The sequence below is a fragment of the Streptomyces sp. CA-135486 genome (genome assembly GCF_050936555.1).
Lineage (GTDB): Bacteria > Actinomycetota > Actinomycetes > Streptomycetales > Streptomycetaceae > Streptomyces.
In genome coordinates this window covers 1,722,063-1,738,820 of record NZ_JBNJMM010000002.1, presented here as the reverse complement: position 1 = coordinate 1,738,820, position 16,758 = coordinate 1,722,063, and the positions used below count along the sequence as shown (strand labels likewise).

General features: G+C 71.1%; 11 protein-coding genes and 2 pseudogenes. 5 read left to right on the top strand and 8 right to left on the bottom strand.

Annotated elements, in window-relative coordinates; translation table 11 throughout:
• Positions 1 to 31: 31 nt before the first annotated feature.
• Together ACQEVG_RS27335 and ACQEVG_RS27330 are read right to left on the bottom strand one after the other, a co-directional pair.
• Positions 32 to 2,842: a putative bifunctional diguanylate cyclase/phosphodiesterase gene (locus ACQEVG_RS27335; protein WP_432992935.1), complete on the bottom strand. Its 2,811-nt coding sequence runs from the start codon at positions 2,840 to 2,842 to the stop codon at positions 32 to 34.
• Between the two features lie 335 nt (positions 2,843 to 3,177).
• Positions 3,178 to 4,116 carry a 2-hydroxyacid dehydrogenase gene (locus ACQEVG_RS27330; protein ID WP_432992932.1) on the bottom strand — a complete coding sequence of 313 codons (939 nt, stop codon included), beginning with the start codon at positions 4,114 to 4,116 and terminating at the stop codon, positions 3,178 to 3,180.
• Positions 4,117 to 4,218: 102 nt separating this feature from the next.
• Between ACQEVG_RS27330 and ACQEVG_RS27325 the strand changes: the two genes are divergently transcribed.
• The 3 genes from ACQEVG_RS27325 to ACQEVG_RS27315 all read left to right on the top strand — a co-directional run bounded on the left by ACQEVG_RS27325 (position 4,219) and on the right by ACQEVG_RS27315 (position 6,850).
• Entirely contained in the window at positions 4,219 to 5,391 is a 1,173-nt protein-coding gene (locus ACQEVG_RS27325; RefSeq protein ID WP_432988540.1) for an aldo/keto reductase, read from the top strand.
• Between the two features lie 119 nt (positions 5,392 to 5,510).
• The gene (locus ACQEVG_RS27320; protein WP_432988538.1) at positions 5,511 to 6,659 is read left to right on the top strand and encodes a PQQ-dependent sugar dehydrogenase; all 1,149 of its coding nucleotides are present in this window, start codon (positions 5,511 to 5,513) and stop codon (positions 6,657 to 6,659) included.
• A 14-nt stretch (positions 6,660 to 6,673) separates the two neighbouring features.
• Complete coding sequence (locus ACQEVG_RS27315; protein ID WP_432988536.1) at positions 6,674 to 6,850, top strand: DUF6191 domain-containing protein; 177 nt, start codon at positions 6,674 to 6,676, stop codon at positions 6,848 to 6,850.
• 44 nt (positions 6,851 to 6,894) lie between these two features.
• Here ACQEVG_RS27315 and ACQEVG_RS27310 read toward each other — a convergent pair whose 3' ends face one another.
• The 6 genes and pseudogenes from ACQEVG_RS27310 to ACQEVG_RS27285 form a co-directional block, all read right to left on the bottom strand.
• Positions 6,895 to 10,011: a helix-turn-helix transcriptional regulator gene (locus ACQEVG_RS27310; RefSeq protein ID WP_432988534.1), complete on the bottom strand. Its 3,117-nt coding sequence runs from the start codon at positions 10,009 to 10,011 to the stop codon at positions 6,895 to 6,897.
• Between the two features lie 19 nt (positions 10,012 to 10,030).
• Positions 10,031 to 10,204: a hypothetical protein gene (locus ACQEVG_RS27305; RefSeq protein WP_432988532.1), complete on the bottom strand. Its 174-nt coding sequence runs from the start codon at positions 10,202 to 10,204 to the stop codon at positions 10,031 to 10,033.
• Between the two features lie 339 nt (positions 10,205 to 10,543).
• Positions 10,544 to 11,074, bottom strand: coding sequence for a hypothetical protein (locus tag ACQEVG_RS27300; RefSeq protein ID WP_432988530.1), 531 nt, complete (start codon positions 11,072 to 11,074; stop codon positions 10,544 to 10,546).
• 35 nt (positions 11,075 to 11,109) lie between these two features.
• Complete coding sequence (locus tag ACQEVG_RS27295; RefSeq protein WP_432988528.1) at positions 11,110 to 11,676, bottom strand: GNAT family N-acetyltransferase; 567 nt, start codon at positions 11,674 to 11,676, stop codon at positions 11,110 to 11,112.
• A pseudogene (locus tag ACQEVG_RS27290) lies at positions 11,627 to 13,899 on the bottom strand (MMPL family transporter). Before ACQEVG_RS27290 ends, ACQEVG_RS27295 begins: the two are co-directional and overlap by 50 nt.
• 215 nt (positions 13,900 to 14,114) lie before the next feature.
• A pseudogene (locus ACQEVG_RS27285) lies at positions 14,115 to 15,241 on the bottom strand (alkaline phosphatase family protein); the annotation flags it as partial.
• Here ACQEVG_RS27285 and ACQEVG_RS27280 point away from each other — a divergent pair.
• Together ACQEVG_RS27280 and ACQEVG_RS27275 are read left to right on the top strand one after the other, a co-directional pair.
• Positions 15,185 to 15,373 (top strand): hypothetical protein, encoded by a 189-nt coding sequence (locus ACQEVG_RS27280; protein WP_432988526.1) that lies wholly within the window; start codon positions 15,185 to 15,187, stop codon positions 15,371 to 15,373. The pseudogene ACQEVG_RS27285 and the gene ACQEVG_RS27280 sit on opposite strands and share 57 nt — an antisense overlap.
• Positions 15,374 to 15,657: 284 nt before the next feature.
• Positions 15,658 to 16,557, top strand: a complete 900-nt coding sequence (locus ACQEVG_RS27275; RefSeq protein ID WP_432988524.1) for a hypothetical protein — start codon at positions 15,658 to 15,660, stop codon at positions 16,555 to 16,557.
• The last annotated feature ends 201 nt before the right edge of the window (positions 16,558 to 16,758 follow it).

Here is a 16,758-nt window from a genome sequence, read left to right as displayed (position 1 = left end):
CACTGACCCTCCCCCCGGCGCGCCATGACTGTCAAGTGGGTGGGACGCGAGTCTCATTATTTGAGCCGTTGCGGGTGTTGAACGCGCCACCCGTCAGAACGGGCAAGGCGATCCCGCCGGGCACGGGGAAGTCCTCGCGAACCAGCGAGCGGCGCAGCCGGTACTCGTCCAGCGGCCCCGAGAAGGCCATGCCCTGGCCGTGCGTGCACCCCATGGCGCGCAGGGCGATCACCTGCTCGGGCACATCGACCCCGTCCGCCACGGACTGCATGCCGAGGTCGCAGGCGATGCGGAGCAGACCACTTGTGATCTTGTGCAGCCGGGCGGACTCGACAACGCCCTCGACCAGACCTCTGTCCAGTTTCAGTACGTCCACGGGGAGCCTGCGCAGTGCGTTGATCGCGGCGTATCCGCTGCCGAAGCCGTCCAGGGCGATCCGTACGCCGAGTCTGCGCAGCGAGGCGAGACGCTGCTCCAGATCGTCGAAGGAAATCCGCGGATCGCTGTCGGCGAGCTCGATGATCAGCGCCCCGGACGGCAGTCCGTGCCGGGTGAGGAGGACCTCGACCGAGCCGAGCGGCAGGGACTTGTCCAGCAGCCTGCGGGCCGACATCCGGACCGAGACAGGCACCAGATGGCCCAGTCTGCCGCGCTCGGCGGCCTGCTCCACGGCCTCCTCGAGCAGCAAGTGGCCGATCTCGGCGCTGCGGTCGCCGTCGTCGGCGACCCGCAGGAATTCGGCCGGGGTGAACAGGATGCCCTGGGCGGAGCGCCAGCGGGCCTGGGCGGCGACTGCGGCGATACGACCGGTGGCGAGGTTCACCACGGGCTGGTGGAGCAGCGCGAATTCGCCCTCGTGCAGGGCGCTGCGCAGGCGCGCGGGCAGTTCGGAGCGGCGGACCACCTCGTCCTGCATCTGTGGCGCGTACAGCTCGACACGGTCCTTGCCCGCCGCCTTGGCGCGGTACATGGCGAGGTCGGCGTTGCGCATCAGATCGGTGGGGGTAATGGCCGGCTCGGCGAAAGCCACCCCGATGGAGGCCGCCACCCGCACTTCGTTGCCGTCGATGCGGTACGGCTGGGAGAGAGTGAGACGCAGCCGGTCGGCGATCTCCTGGACCTGGTACTCGCGGGCGGCCCGGTCCCGGCCGCCGTCGCCGACGATCAGGGCCGCGAACTCGTCCCCGCCGAGACGGGCGGCGGTGTCCCCGGTCCGTACCGAATCCTGGAGGCGGCGGGCCGCCTGGATCAGCAGCTCGTCGCCGGCCTGGTGGCCCAGGCGGTCGTTGACCCCCTTGAAGCCGTCGAGGTCGATGAAGAGGACCGCGGTGCCGGAGTCGCCCGCGCGGCGGCCGGTGAGTGCCTGGCGGACGCGCTCGGTGAACAGGGCGCGGTTTGGCAGGTCGGTGAGCGGGTCGTGCTCGGCGTTGTGCTGCAGCTGGGCCTGGAGCCGGACCCGTTCGGTGACATCGCGGCTGTTGAAGATCAGGCCGCCCTGGTGGCGGTTGACCGTGGACTCCACATTGAGCCATTCACCGCTGCCCGACTTGAAGCGGCACTCGATCCGGGTGGTGGGCTCCTCCGCGGGAGGAGCGGCCAGAAACCGGCGCACCTCGTGGACCACCCGGCCCAGGTCCTCGGGGTGGATGATCGAGGCCAGCTCGGAGCCGACCAGCTCCTCTGCCTCACGGCCGTACACACCGGCGGCGGCGGGGCTGACATAGCGCAGTATCCCGCTCGGGGCGGCGATCATGATGACGTCGCTCGACCCCTGCACCAGGGAGCGGAAGTGGTTCTCCTTCTGCGCCAGTTCATGAGTCAGGGCGATGTTGTCGAGGAGCATGATGCCCTGCCGGACGACCAGGGCGAGGACGACCGTGCAGCCCGTGAGGACGACGACCCGGTCCACCCGGCGGCCCTCGATGACGTTGTGCAGGATGCCGAGGGTGCAGACGGCGGCGGCGAGATACGGCGTGAGGGCGGCCAGCGAGCCCGCGACGGGTCGGCTGAGGTGGCGAGGTCCACGCGGGGGCCGCGCCGGCTCGGCCGTGCGGCGTGCACCCCAGGGGGCGTACGCGAGCAGCAGCGAACCGGCGAACCAGCCGGCGTCGAGGAGCTGGCCGGATCGGTAGTTCTCGCGCAGCAGCGGCGAGGTGAACAGCGCGTCGCACAGGACGGTCAGGGCGAGGGCCGCGATGGCCGTGTTGACGGCGGAGCGGTTGGTGGCGGAGCGGCGGAAGTGCAGCGCGAGCAGCATGCTGACCAGCACGATGTCGAGCAGCGGATAGGCGAGGGAGAGTGCCGCGGGAGCCACGCTCTCGCCCTGCACCTGCGCGCTGTGGGCGAGCGCGAGGCTCCAGGAGAGCGTGAGCAGCGAGCCGCCGATCAGCCAGGCGTCCAGCGCGAGGCAGACCCAACCCGCCCTGGTGACCGGGCGCTTGGCGAGAACGAGAAGGCCCACGATGGCGGGCGGCGCGAAGCAGAGGAAGAACAGGTCGGCGATGCAGGGGCTCGGGACCTCGAGGTCCAGCACCACCTCGTACCAGCCCCATACCGCGTTGCCCGCCGCGGCCATCCCGGAGGAGACCGCGAACAGCAGCCATGCGAGCCGAAAGCGGCTCTGACTCGCGCGGGCGTAGAGCAAGCAGGACACGGCCGCGATCAGGGCGGCAGCGCTGAGGCCGAAGTCGCCCATGATCAGTGCGACTTCGTGAGAGCCCCAGCCGAAGGCGGAGCCGATGCCGTAACCGCCGCAGACTCCGACCAGGAGGAGCTGGGAGAACGGGCCCGTGCTGCCACGGGGCACGGGCTGCCGGGCCATGATCGCCCCCTGGGCGCTCACCGGGCCGCCCCGGGGAGCACCGCCACCGATGGGTGAGACATCGGATGAGGTCTGCGCTTCGGAGCGTACGAGGGTCGCCGTCGGTGGCCCCGCCGCGTCGGATGGTTCGTCCATAGGCCGTACATCGCCCGTCGCCCCCCTCGAAGTCTGATCGGCAGTCAGGTCTCGCTACTGCACCGCCCCTTGCCAGGGGCAGCCCCCAGTTCGGGACGATACACCAGAACGGTCACTCAGGGACATAGCTCCTCTACTCTCCGTGACGATGAATACCAATGTCGGCACGCGGTGCATCCGGGTGACTTCACAGAGTGCCGGAAGAGGGGTGGGTCGCGTGGCTATTCCGTCGTGAACACCACGTTGCGCACCGGCTCTCCTGCGGCGAACCGGGTGATTTGTCCGGCCAGCAGCCGCTTGGCGCGCGGCATGAACGCGGAGGTGGAGCCGCCCACATGGGGGCTGATGAGGACGCCCGGGGCGTGCCAGAGCGGGTGTCCCGCCGGCAGTGGCTCGGGGTCGGTGACATCGAGCGCGGCGGTCAGACGTCCGCTCTCCACCTCGGCGAGCAGGGCCTTGGTGTCCACGACGGGACCGCGCGCGACGTTCACCAGAAGTGCGCCGTCCTTCATCCGGGCCAGGAATCCGGCGTTCGCCAGGCCCTTCGTCTGCTCGGTGAGCGGGGTCGAAAGGATCACCACATCCGCATCCGGAAGCAGGGCGGGCAGATCGGTGAGTGCGCGCACTTCGCCGCGCTCCGTGGCGCGGGCAGAGCGCGCGACGCGCGCCACCCGCGCGCATTCAAACGGTGCGAGCCGGTCCTCGATCGCGGCGCCGATCGATCCGTATCCGACGATGAGCACCGACTTGTCGGCGAGCGCCGGATAGAAGCCGGCGCGCCATTCCTCCTTGTCCTGGCCGTGTACGAAGCCGGGAAAGCCGCGCAGCGAGGCGAGGATCAGGGCGAGCGTGAGCTCCGCGGTGGAGGCTTCGTGGACTCCCTTGGCGTTGCACAGGCGTACGCCGGCGGGAAGCGAGCCGAGCCCGGGTTCGACGTGGTCGATTCCGGCGGAGAGCGTCTGGACGACGCGTACGGACGTCATGGCGGCCAGCGGGCGGACCGCGGTCTCCATGCCCTTCATGTAGGGGACGGCGTAGAAGACACAGTCGGCGGGGTCACCGGGAAAGTCCGGATCACCGTCCCAGAAGAGGTAGGTGAGGCCCGTGTCGGAGGGGGTGGGAAGCCCCTCGATCTCGTCGGCCGGAATCGGGAGCCACACGTCTGCAGTCATGGTCAGGAGGCTAATCCTCACGAGGCTGGGCGCATCCCGGCGGTCCGCATTGGTTAGTTTGGTCAGCGGCCAAGGGAGGAGTACGGGCAGTTGGAGCGCAGGACAATCGGTGCGGCGGCCCTCGAAGTGGGCGCGATCGGGCTCGGCTGTATGCCGATGAGCTGGGCGTACAGCAGCTCCCAGCAGCGCAGCGACCGGTCGCTGCGTACGGTGCACGCCGCGCTGGATGCCGGCTCCAGCCTGCTGGACACGGCCGATATGTACGGGCCTTTCACCAATGAGCTGCTGATCGGGCGGGTGCTGAAGGAGCGGCGCCGGGATGCCTTCGTATCGACGAAGGTCGGGCTGCTCGTCGGCGATCAGCATGTGGTCGCCAATGGGCGGCCGGGGTATGTGAAGCGGGCCTGTGACGCCTCGCTGCGGCGGCTGGGGACCGATGTGATCGACCTCTATCAGCTGCACCGCGCGGACCCTGAGGTACCGGTCGAGGAGACCTGGGGCGCGATGGCGGAGCTGGTGACGGCCGGGAAGGTGCGAGCGCTGGGGTTCTGCGCGGTGGAGGCGCGTGCGTCCCGGCGCCCGGGGGCGCGCTCGGGGGCACGTGCGGGTACGGCGGGGGCGTCGGGAGCACGTGCCGGGACTTCGGGGGCGTCGGGAGCTCGTGCGGAGGCTTTGAGGGTTGCGGGAGCTCGTGCGGGGGCTCCGGGGGCGTGGGGGGCTCGCGCCGGGGCTTCGGGGGGTTCGGGGGCTCGCGCGGGGGCGCATCTGCACGACGGAACGATCCGGCAGCTGGAGCGGGTGCAACAGGTCTTTCCGGTGAGCGCGGTGCAGGCGGAGCTGTCGGTGTGGTCGCCGGAGGCGCTGGAGCGACTGGTGCCGTGGTGCGAGGCGCGTGGCGTGGGGTATCTGGCGGCGATGCCGCTCGGGAACGGCTTTCTCACGGGGAAGCTGACGCCCGGGCAGGGCTTCGAGCCGGACGATGTGCGGGCGCGCCACCCGCGGTTCACGGCGGAGATGATGGCCGCGAACCAGCCGGTGGTGGCGGGGCTCCGGAGGATCGCCGGGCAGCACGGCCCGAGTGTGACGCCGGGGCAGGTGGCGCTGGCGTGGGTGCTGGCGCAGGGGCGGCATGTGGTGGCCGTGCCGGGGACGAAGCACGAGGAGTGGGCGGCGGAGAACGCGGCCGCGGCGGGGCTCGGGCTGACGGCGCGGGACGTGGCTGAAGTGGCGGGGCTGCCGCGGGCGCGGGGATCCTGGGACTGAGATCGCGGGCGGGATCGGGAACCTGAGATCGGGAACCCCGGAGCCGTGAGCGGTGTAAGAACAGTAGTCGGGCAGATCATGAAGCCGTCGAAGGGATCAGAACTGTGCAACGTCCTGCTGTGACAGCCGTGTTGGCCGCCGCCGTGCTTCTGCTCGCGGCCGGGTGCTCGTCCGGCGGCGACAAGGCACCGGTCGGTCAGGGAGCTGCATCGGCCACCCGGAGCCCTTCCGCATCCGGCCCGGGCGGCTCACCGAGTCCCACGGGCCCTCCCGCGAAGGGGTCGGTGAAGGTCGCGTCCACGCTGACCGAGGACCTGAAGTCGCCGTGGGGCGTCGCCGCGCTGCCCGACGGTGATCTGCTGGTCGCCTCGCGTGACGAGGGGACGATCACCCGGGTCGACACGGAGACCGGCAAGCAGACCCAGATCGGCTCCGTGCCCGGCGTCTCCCCGGGCGGCGAGGGCGGACTCCTCGGCCTGGCCGTCTCCCCGTCCTTCGCCTCCGACCACCAGGTGTACGCGTACTTCACGACGGAGTCGGACAACCGCATCGCCCGCATGCTCTACGACGAGCAGAAGCCGGCCGGCCAGCAACTGGGCGCACCGGACACGATCCTGAGGGGCATCCCCAAGGGGGCCGTCCACAACGGCGGGCGGATCGCCTTCGGCCCGGACAAGATGCTCTACGCGGGCACGGGTGAGACTGGTGACAGGGAGCTCGCGCAGGACAAGAAGTCGCTCGGCGGCAAGATCCTGCGGATGACCCCCGACGGCCGGCCGGTGCACGGCAATCCGGAGGCGGACTCGGTCGTCTACTCATGGGGCCACCGCAATGTGCAGGGGCTGGCCTGGGACTCCGACAAACGCCTGTGGGCCGCCGAGTTCGGCCAGGACACCTGGGACGAGCTCAATCTGATCGAACCGGGCAAGAACTACGGCTGGCCAGAGGTGGAGGGCAAGGGCGGCAAGCCGGGCTTCGTCGACCCCGTTGCCCAGTGGAAGACGGCGGACGCGTCGCCGAGCGGCATCGCATACGCCGAGGGCTCGATCTGGATGGCGTCGCTGAAGGGTGAGCGGCTCTGGCGCATCCCGCTGGCGGGCACGGAACCTTCGGCGCCGCCCCAGGCGTTTCTGAAGGGGACGTACGGCCGCCTGCGCACGGTCCTGTCGGCGGGCGGCGCCAAGGTCTGGCTCGTCACGAGTGAGACCGACACCCGGGGTACACCCGAGCCGGGGGACGACAAGATCCTCCAGCTGGAGGTGAAGTAGGGGGTGAACGGCTTGTGTTCAACGCCTTCGAGGAATTGTTCGCACCGGGCCGCAAACACACCGACGATGAGCACAACCGCCTGGCCCTGACGAGGGTCGACATTGGCGACAACGACCCGAGCCGCGGCCCGATAGACCTGGCCTCCGGCAAGGTCACGATTCGCCCTCCGAAGGACGAGGACACGTCCTGACGACCGGCGCCGCGGTCTGGCGCGGACGCGGTCCCGGCGCGTCGTCAGGCCGAGGCCGCGGGGTGGGGGGTCGGGTCTCCCGAGGGCGGGAACAGGCGCAGCCGGTGGGCCATCGCTGCCGCCTCGCCCCGGCCCGAGACGCCCAGTTTGGACAGGATGTTGGAGACGTGGACGCTCGCGGTCTTCGGGGAGATGAACAACTCCTCCGCGATCTGGCGGTTGCTGCGACCCGCCGCCACCAGGCGCAGCACATCCTCCTCGCGGCGGGTCAGGCCGAGCACCGGGCCCGGTGCCGGGGCGGCGGTCGGCGGGGTGGGGGCGTCCATCAGGGAGATGCGGGCGCGCTGGGCCAGCAGGGCGATGTCCTCGGACAGGGGACGCGCACCCAACTGCTGGGCCGTCGCGGCCGCTTGGCGCAGCAAATCCCCCGCCAGCGCGCGGTCCGACTGGAGAAGCGCCTCCGCCCAGCGGTGGCGGACCCTCGCCAGGTCGTAGGGGCGGTCCACCGCCTCGAAGGCAGCGCCCGCCTCCGCCCAGTCGGCGGCCGTGTCCTTGCCGTCCGCGCGCAGCAGTTCGGCGCGGACCCAGCGTTCGTGGGCCACCCACACCGGCACCGCGGTGACAAGCCCTCTCGCCGCCTTGCGGATGCGTTCGAGCGCCTCGGCGCGGCCCGTCTCCGCTGCGGGCAGGCCGCGTGTGTCCGCCTCCAGCGTGGCCGCGGCCCGCAGCAGCGGCCACGCGTACCGCTGGGTGCCCGCCGGGAAGCCCCCGGTCGCCGCCCGCTCGAACTCCGCCCGCGCGTCCAGCACACGCCCCTGTGCCGCCGCGATGCTCAGCGCGAGCGTGTTCAGCGGGAGGTTGCTCTGCGGCATCGGGTCATGGGGGCCGAAGTGCTCGCGCGCCGCGTTCAGATGCTCCGACGCCTTGGCCACATCGCCCCGGTCCAGGGCATGTCCGGCGCACCGGATCGCGGCGTACCCGCGGGGCTTGGGGCTCAGCGCTATCCGCCCCGCCCGGGCCGCCGCCTCGGCCGACTCGTCCCAGCGCCCGAGCGAGTGGTACGACTCGGACAGGTTGTTCAGGACCCACGCCTCGGTGTCCAACAGGCCGTAGTGGCGGGAGAGTTCGAGCCCCTCGGTGAGGACCTCCACGGACTCCAGCGAGCGGCCGACCCCCTCCAGCACGGACGGCAGATTCACATGGGTGCGCCCCACGAGTGAGGGCAGCTCGAGGGAGAGGGAGACCACCCGCTCCTTGACCGCGTACATCTCCGCGAGCCCCTCCTCGACATGGCCCGCGTCGACCATCAGGCTGCCGAGGGTGAGGCGCGCACGCAGTTCGTTGTCCTCCTTGCCGACCATGCGCGCGTACTCGACGGCGAGCTCGGCGGTCGCCAGGCTCCCCGGTCCGGGATCGTGCACCATCCCCCAGCTCGCCGCCTCCGCGAGCACGTCCGCATGGACGGCGGACGGCGGCAGTCCGCGCACCAGCTCCTGTGCGGCCGCGAGCTCCGCCCAGCCGTCGCCGCGGCCCAGCGACGAGACCAGCCTGGAGCGCTGGACGGAGAACCAGGCGGCGCGCAGCGCGTCGTCGTCCGCCTCCGCCAGCCGCTGCCCGCGCTTGGTGATCTTCAGTGCGCGTTCCCGCTCACCGCTGAGTCGGCCCGCGACTGCCGCCTCCGCCATCAGGTCGAGGAAGCTCAGCGGCGTGGTGGCGGGATCGCAGCTGCCGCAGGCGCACGGGGGGTACGCCTCCGCGTAGTCGACGGGCCGCAGCTCGCCCCGCACGTCATCGGGCGCGTCGTCCCACAGTTCCATCGCCCGCTCCAGCAGCCGCAGTTGCTCGGAGTACGCGTGGCGTCGGCGCGCCTCGACGGAGGCGCTCAGCACGGCGGGCAGCGCCTTTGCGGCGTCATGCGCGTGGTACCAGTACGTCGCAAGCCGCATCGCCCGCTCTTCGTACCGGACGAGCGACGGGTCGGCCTCCAGCGACTGCGCATACCGCCGGTTGAGCCGGGAGCGCTCACCGGGCAGCAGATCGTCGCTGACGGCCTCGCGTGCGAGGGAGTGCCGGAAGCGGTAGCCGCCTCCGTCGGGCGTGGCCAACAGGATGTTCGCCCCGACCGCGGCCCGCAGAGCCTCGATGAGGTCGTCCTCACCGAGCCGGGCGACGGCGAACAGCAGACCGTACTCCACGGTCGAGCCGCCCTCCGCGACTATGCGAGCCACCCGCTGGGCGTCCTCCGGCAGCGCCTCGACGCGGACGAGAAGGATGTCGCGCAGCGTGTCCGGCAGGCCCTTGGAGCAGCCGTCCTCGGTGATGCTGCAGGCCAGCTCCTCGACGAAGAAGGCATTGCCGTCCGAGCGCTGGAAGACCCGGTCCACCATGGCCTGTTCGGGCTCGACGGCCAGGATGCCGGCCATCTGACGGTGGACCTCGGCGCGGTTGAAGCGGGTCAGCTCGATGCGCTGGACGGTGCGCATCCGGTCGAGCTCGGCCAGGAACGGCCGCAGCGGATGGCGCCGGTGGACATCGTCCGAGCGGTACGTCGCGATCACGACCAGCCGGCCGCGGCGCAGCGTGCGGAAGAGATACGCGAGCAGGTGGCGCGTGGACGCGTCGGACCAGTGCATGTCCTCGAGGACCAGGACGACCGTGCGGTCCGCGGCGACGCGCTCAAGGAGCCGCGCGGTCAGCTCGAAGAGGCGGGCCGTGCCCTCCTCGTCATGCCGGCCGCGATCCCCGCGCGGGGTCTCCCCCAGCTCGGGCAGCAGCCGCGCCAGTTCGTCCTCCTGACCGGCGGCGGCCGCGGCGAGCTCCCGGGGCAGTTGACGGTGGAGCGCGCGCAGCGCGGTCGAGATGGGTGCGAACGGCAGCCCGTCCGCGCCGATCTCGACACAGCTGCCGATCGCGACGACGGCCTCGCGGCGGCACGCCTCGGCGAGCAGCTCCTCGACGAGCCGGGTCTTGCCGACTCCGGCCTCACCGCCGACGAGCAACGGCTGCGGCTCGCCCGCTGCGGCGCGGCCGAGCGCACCGGTGAGCGCGGCCAGTTCGCCTGCGCGGCCGACGAACACCGGGCTTACTGACGTGGTCTCCACGTCGCCGAGCATCGCACAGCCCTCTGACAACGCGGCACCGGTGATCGGGATGACAGTCATCACGCGAGGTCCCGCCGGCTTATGCGGCGCGTGCGTAGCCGGAGTTGTCGGGACTCACCCGGCCCCCTCCTGATTCCTTGGCCGCTCGTCTGGCAGCACGGCGGGCCCTGCGCACCTGCCGCGCGAGCCGCTCCGCCTCGGCCTGACGGATGAGCTCGGCCTGGCGGAACTTGTGGATCTCGTGCTGGAACATCTCGTACTCCCTGGTGGTGGATCGTCTTGGCGTCTTGCGATGCCTCAACTTTCGTCCCCCAGGGGGGTCTGCCACATCGGGAGCCTTCCGCATCTTCGCGGGCGCGGGGTCCTTAGACGCCCGGGCGTCCCTGCGCCTACGGCCTAAGGCCCCTGCCGAGGGACCTTAGAGGTCCTGATCAAGGTGTTGGACGTGTCGGTGGGTGATGAGGCAGGTGGCGAGGCCGAGGAAGGCTACTGCCTGGCCGCCGGTCTGCGGTGCCTGTGGCGCGTGCGGTGTTCATGGTGTCCGTGAAGCCCGCGGCCGGCTGCCCGCACCCGTGCGCCGAAGTCGTGCGGCTCAGGAGCCGGTACTGGGCAGTGCCAGGAAGAAGTCGAAGTACATCCCGGCGGAGACGATCATCCCCAGGGCGCCGAGCACGACGCCGGCCACGGCGCATGCCCTCACCCAGCCGGCCTTCTGCGGCAGGGCGAGCACGGTGGCGCCGACGATCAGGGCGAGGAGCGCGAAGACGCCGTTGACCAGGGCGGTGGTGTGCCAGGCGTCGCCGTAGACCGCCGAGATCTGCTGGGCCGGGGTGCCGCCCTGCGAGGTCTTGATCTGGCCGATCAGCGTCTGCCGCTCGGCGGCGACCCTCCCGACCCAGCTGCCGCTGAGCGCCACGACGCCCAGACCGGCCGCGACGACGCCCGCGGCGGCGGATCCGAGGCCCGATGAGGCGCGTGGCGTCTCCTCGGTGCCGGTGGCTTCCCCGTCGTGCCCGTCGGCTGTGGGCTCGGCAGTCGTCGGCCCGGCAGTCGTGTCGGTCGCCTCCGCCGCCTCGGTGGGTGCGGTCGTGTCGGTGGTGTCTTTGGTGTCGGTGGGATTCATGCGCCGCACGCTAGGTGGCCTGTCTGAGAGTCCTCTTAACGACCGGCCTGCGACCGCAGCTCCCGCCACTCGGGCGCCAGCACCGACCACACCTCCATGTCGTGCCGCACGCCCCGGTACGGATAGTTCTCCCGCAGCACGCCCTCCCGCGTCATCCCCAGCCGCTTGGCGACGTTGACGCTCGCCGTGTTCGCCGAGGCGGCCACCCACTCGACCCGGTACATCCCGCGCTGCTCCACGGCCCAGTCGATCAGCACCCGTACCGCCCGTGTGACCAGCCCGCGCCCGGCAGCGGACGGCTCCAGCCAGCAGCCCGCCTCGCAGTTGCCCGGAGCGGCTTCGAAGATCCGGAAGAGCACACCGCCGACGAGGGTCCCGTCCAGCCAGATCCCGTAGATCCGACCGCCGTCCGCGGCCTGCTTGTCCGCGTACGACTGGAGGAGGGCACGCGCCGATTCGAGATCCGCGGCAGCCGCCGCAAAGGCGATGTACTCGCCGATGAACTCCCGCCCGCGGTCCACATGGGCGAGGAACTCCTCGGCCTGCCACGGCTCAAGAGGGCGCAGTTCCGCTCCGTCGTCGCCCAGGGATATCGCGAACATCGTTCTCCTTCGGCCCGTTTACGGCACGAGCTGTCCCTCCTCGCTCGCGCGCTGCCCAGGGATCTTCGCATGCACCCGGCACTCGGGCGGTTCGATGCTGATCCGCGGCAGCCGCCGGTCCAGCCAGCGCGGCAGCCACCAGTTCGCGCCGCCCAGCATGTGCATCAGGGCGGGCACCAGGAGCGTACGCAGGACAAAGGCGTCCAGGGCGACCGCCGCCGCCAGTGCGATGCCGAACATCGCGATGACCCGATCGCCGCTGAGGACGAAGGCGAGGAAGACCGAAATCATGATCACGGCCGCGGAGTTGATCACACGGCTGGTCTCGGCGAGGCCGACCCGTACCGCCCGCCGGTTGTCGCCCGTCTCCAGCCACTCCTCGTACATCCGGCTGACCAGGAAGACCTGGTAGTCCATGGAGAGCCCGAAGAGCACCGAGACCATGATCACCGGGAGGAAGGGCTCGATCGGGCCCGCCCGCCCGAGACCGAGAAGCTCGCTGCCCCACCCCCACTGGAAGACGGCGACGACGATCCCGAAGGAGGAGGCGACGGCGGCCACATTCATCAATGCGGCCTTCAGCGGGATGCCTATGGAGCGGAAGGCCAGCAGCAGAAGCAGACAGCCGAGCGCGATGACGACGCCGACGAAGAGCGGCAGCTTGCCGACGATGATCCCGGCGAAGTCGTCGTAGCTCGCCGTCACCCCGCCGACGTGCACCTGGAGGGAGGTGCCGTCCGACGCCGCGGGCAGGACGTCGTCGCGCAGATGGTCGACGAGCTCACTGGTCGCGTTCGACTGGGGTGCCGAGTCCGGTACGGCGGTGAGCAACGCCGTATCGCCGCTGCCGTTGTACGTGACCGGGCCGACGGATGTGATGCCGCCGGCGCCCCGAAGGGCGTCGGGCACCTTGTCCATGGCCAGCCGGTCGTCGGCGCCGTCGAGATGGGCGACGAGGGTGAGCGGGCCGTTGACGCCCGGGCCGAAGCCGTCCGCAAGCAGGTCGTACGCCTGACGGGTGGTCGCCGCGGAGGGGCCGTTGCCCTGGTCCGAGGTGCCGAGGTGGAGCGAGAACGTCGGCAGGGCAAGCACCAGCATGACCACCGCGGCGACGGCCCCGAGCAGCTTCGGATGGCGTTCGACGAAGGCGGACCAGCGGGCGGCGAAGCCGGTCGGCAGCTCGGGCTGCGGACCGCGCTCGATGAGCCGACGCCGTTCACGCTTGCTGAGCGCCCGCATGCCGATGAAGGACAGCAGCGCGGGCAGCAGGGTCACCGAGGCAGCCACGGTGAGGACGACGGTCAGAGAGGCCGCGATCGCGACCCCGTTGAGGAAGCTGAGCCGCAGGATGAGCATGCCGAGCAGCGCGATGCAGACGGTGGCGCCGGCGAAGACGACGGCGCGGCCGGTGGTGGCGACGGCGTCCCTGGCCGCTTGGGCCACCGGCAGTCCGCGCCGCAGGCCCTTGCGGTGTCTGGTCACGATGAACAGCGCGTAGTCGATGCCGACGCCGAGCCCGACCAGCATGCCGAGCATGGGGGCGAAGTCGGCGACGGTCATCACATGCCCGAGGAGCACGATGCCCGCGAAGGCTGTGCCGACCGACACGAGGGCGGTGGCGATGGGGAGCAGGCTGGCGGCGAGCGAGCCGAAGGCGAGGAAGAGGACGACGGCGGCGACGACCACGCCGACGATCTCGGCCACATGTGCGCTCGACCCCTCGGTCAGCGCGATGGCGCTGCCGCCCAGCTCGACCTGGAGCCCGTCGGTCTCGGCCGCTTTCGCGGTGGCGACGACCGCCTCGGCCTGCGCCTTGGGAATGTTGTCGGCCTGCTGGTCGAAGATGACGGTGGCGTAGGCGGTGTGCCCGTCGGGGCTGGTCCGGCCGGCGCCCTCGTTGCCGTACGGGCTGACGACGGAGGCGACCCCGTCGAGCCTGGCGACCTCGTGGAGCATCGCGGACATCCGCTGGTGGATGCCGCCGGCGCGGACGCTGCCGGTGTCCGTGTGCCACACGATGGTGTCGCTGTCGCCGCCCTGGCCGTGGAAGCCCTCCTCCAGGAGGGCCGCGGCGCGGCCGGATTCGGTGCCCGGGACCCCGTAGTCGTTGGAGTAGGCCGAACCCGCGACGCCCGCCGCGGTCGCCACGCCGCCGAGAGCGAAGAGCCAGAGCACGACGACGACAAGGCGGTGCTTGATGCACCACCGGGCGATGGCTGCCAACGTGCGTGCTCCCTGGGTGGTTCGTGGATCTTTGATCGGGAACAGCCCGCAAAGAACTCATGACCTGGAAAGAGACACTCTGGCCGGCAATAGTGATCCTTTGCCCGTTTCGTGGGTTTACTCACAGCGATGCGCCAGAGCCCGGGACATGGACTGGGGACCCCGGCACACCGTTCGCCAGCTGCGCTTCTTTCCGTCCGGGGCTCAGCCCGACACGCTCGCCCGTTCTCGATGTGACCCATTAGACGGCGCCGGAAGCGCTCGTCCCGGTCGGCGGTCACCTCGATGTCGTACCAGCCGTGCGCGTCGGCCGCCGAGTGCACGACGGTGCGGCTGCGGCCCGCCTTGACCGTGATGGTGCGGGTCCAGTCGTGGAGGTCGGCCTCGTCGACGTAGGCCAGCGGGCGGATGGTGAACGTGACCGGGTTGCTGCCCTCGTTGCGAAGCCTGAGGTGCAGATCGCGGTGATGGTGGTCGACGGAGGTGGCGACCTCCGCCGGACCACTCGCGCTGCCCGCGAACTCGCGGCGGAAGCCGTTGGGTCCGGTGATCGTGAAGCGGTAGCCGTCCCTGGCGGCTCCGGCGGGCCCGGTGGCCCCGGTAAGAGGCACCGACCACTGCGCCCTGCCCCTTACGTCCTTGTGCTGCGGAACGGGGAACTCACCGGCGTACGGATACAGCGCGAAGTGCGCGCTCGCGCGCCCGCTGTTGCTGAGCTCGACGGTGAGGACGTCGCCCGTGACCCTGCCGTGCGCGTCGGGCTGGTACGGCAGCGGCCGCGCGGGACGGACCCCCTGCCCCTGTACGGGCATGTGCCGCACCTTCGGCGGCACAGGCCGCCAGCGCCGGTGAACGGCGGTATCGCGCCCGGCTGGTCCACCTCGGGCTGCGGCCTGCCGCGACGGAAGTCGAAGGCCGAGGTGAGATCGCCGGTGACGGCGCGCCGCCAGGGGGTGATGTTCGGTTCCTCGACGCCCGTCCACTTCTCCAGCAGCCGGATCACCGAGGAGTGGTCGAAGACCTCGGAGCAGACATGGCCGCCGACCGACCAGGGCGAGAGGACCAGCATCGGCACCCTGATGCCGAGCCCGGCCGGCAGCGCCTGCCAGCGCTCGTCCTTGTTGTGGGCGGGCGGCACGGGCGGCGGGACGTGGTCGAAGAAGCCGTCGTTCTCGTCGTAGTTGATCAGGACGACGGTGTGCCGCCACACGTCGGGATGCGAGCCGATCGCGTCGAGCACCTTGTACGCAATCGTCCTGCTGTGGATCGGCGAGGACACGCTCGGGTGCTCGGAGTCGACCGCGGACGGCACCAGATACGACACCTCGGGCAGCGTGCCCGCTCGCCCGATGCGGGCTCGGCGGCGAGCGCGGCCCGCAGGGACGGCGGCATCAGCGACCCGGCCGCCGCCGCGCCGATCGCGCCTGTACCGAGTGCGAACAGACGCCGCCGTGACATGTCCGTGGCCAAGTGAACCTCCTGATTCCGCTGTTGCTGCCCGGGATGTAGTCAGGCCGGATGGCCTCGGGAAGGCCCGTGGACGGCGCGCTGGTGAACGTCCAAGAGCCCGTACAAGGAGTCCAACCGGTGCGGACCTTGGTACGGCGGCCGTTGGGCGACAACGATGTCCGCGACGCGGTGCGCCGCTGTCCGGAATCCGTCCTCAATCTGTCCTGAACTCGCCCCTACAGGTTCCGGAGGCGTAAATCCCCAAGAGAGCGGCAGGCGTTGTCGTTGTCGGCTGGCACGATGAGTGACATGGAAAACACGGGGACCAACCAACCGATCCTTTCGCTTGGCGACGCCGCGGAGTTCGCCCAGGCGTTCCATGACGCGCCCGATCTCTACTTCGGCAGCGAGCCTGTTCAGGTGCTCGCGTACGAGCCGGGGGCCTCGCTGCGCGAGCGGCGGGAGGCGTTTCGTCAGGTGTACGGCGCGATAGTGGCGCGGATCGGGGAGCCGACGCTGTACGGCGGCTCGGCGGAGGGCCCCAACGTCCGCTGGCGGGACGGCAGAAGAGTGGTCCTGCTCGCGAGCTCCTATCACCGGACCCAGCTGTCGGTCCACCACACGGACGCCCTGGAAGGCGATGAGCGGCGGTCGTTCGAGTGGGGCGGGGCGTGGTCGGCGAGCGAGCCGCACGACTTCGACCTGCTGCCGTACACGTGGCAGTTGGACCGCAGCGGTCCGGGCGAGCGCCCCATCGAGCTGCCCGGCGGCCGGCTGGCGTCCAGTCTCGAGCACTTCCAGAGCGCGCTGGAGTTGCTCCTGGCGGCGTGGGTGGAGCAACTGGCGGTGCAGGTCGGCGACGACTGGGCGAGCTTCAGCGTGTACAGCTCGGCGGACCGTGGCCGGCAGCTGCTCATCTCGTACGCCCTGGAGGACGGGCTGCACATCTCGGTCGACGACCGCGACGGCGAGGACAGCCCGGAGCGCGCTCAGCTGATGCACTCACGCGGCTGGCAGTCCCGCGACCGCGGCTGGTGGCAGACGGACTTCCCGGAGCCGGACCGCCAGGAGGCCTCCGCGGTGGCCCACCTGGCCATCACGGAACTGCGGGCCCGCGGCACGAAGGAGCCGGACGAACTGCGCGCGAGGGACGCGAGCTGCAAGGACCGCGGCGAGCTGTGGCTCCCGGGCTTGGGCATACGCCACTGAGCGGGCCGCGGTGCCGATGTGCGCACGGACCGGTCGCCCCGCAGTCCGGATGCGTAAGCGCGGCATTGTGCGAACGCGCGCCGCCGACCGCGTGCCCCCGGCGGAGCCGGACCGCGGACCCCGGGGCCCGGCTGGCGGGTGCCGTACGCAGCGCGAGCAGAGCGCCGGGCGTACTGGTGGGCGCGGCGCTCGACGGAGCCG

Coding starts and splice junctions, on each gene's coding strand:
- ACQEVG_RS27300 (WP_432988530.1), bottom strand. CDS start 11,074: ATGAATCCCACCGACACCAAAGACACCACCGACACGACCGCACCCACC.
- ACQEVG_RS27310 (WP_432988534.1), bottom strand. CDS start 10,011: ATGACTGTCATCCCGATCACCGGTGCCGCGTTGTCAGAGGGCTGTGCG.
- ACQEVG_RS27275 (WP_432988524.1), top strand. CDS start 15,658: ATGGAAAACACGGGGACCAACCAACCGATCCTTTCGCTTGGCGACGCC.
- ACQEVG_RS27305 (WP_432988532.1), bottom strand. CDS start 10,204: ATGTTCCAGCACGAGATCCACAAGTTCCGCCAGGCCGAGCTCATCCGT.
- ACQEVG_RS27295 (WP_432988528.1), bottom strand. CDS start 11,676: ATGTTCGCGATATCCCTGGGCGACGACGGAGCGGAACTGCGCCCTCTT.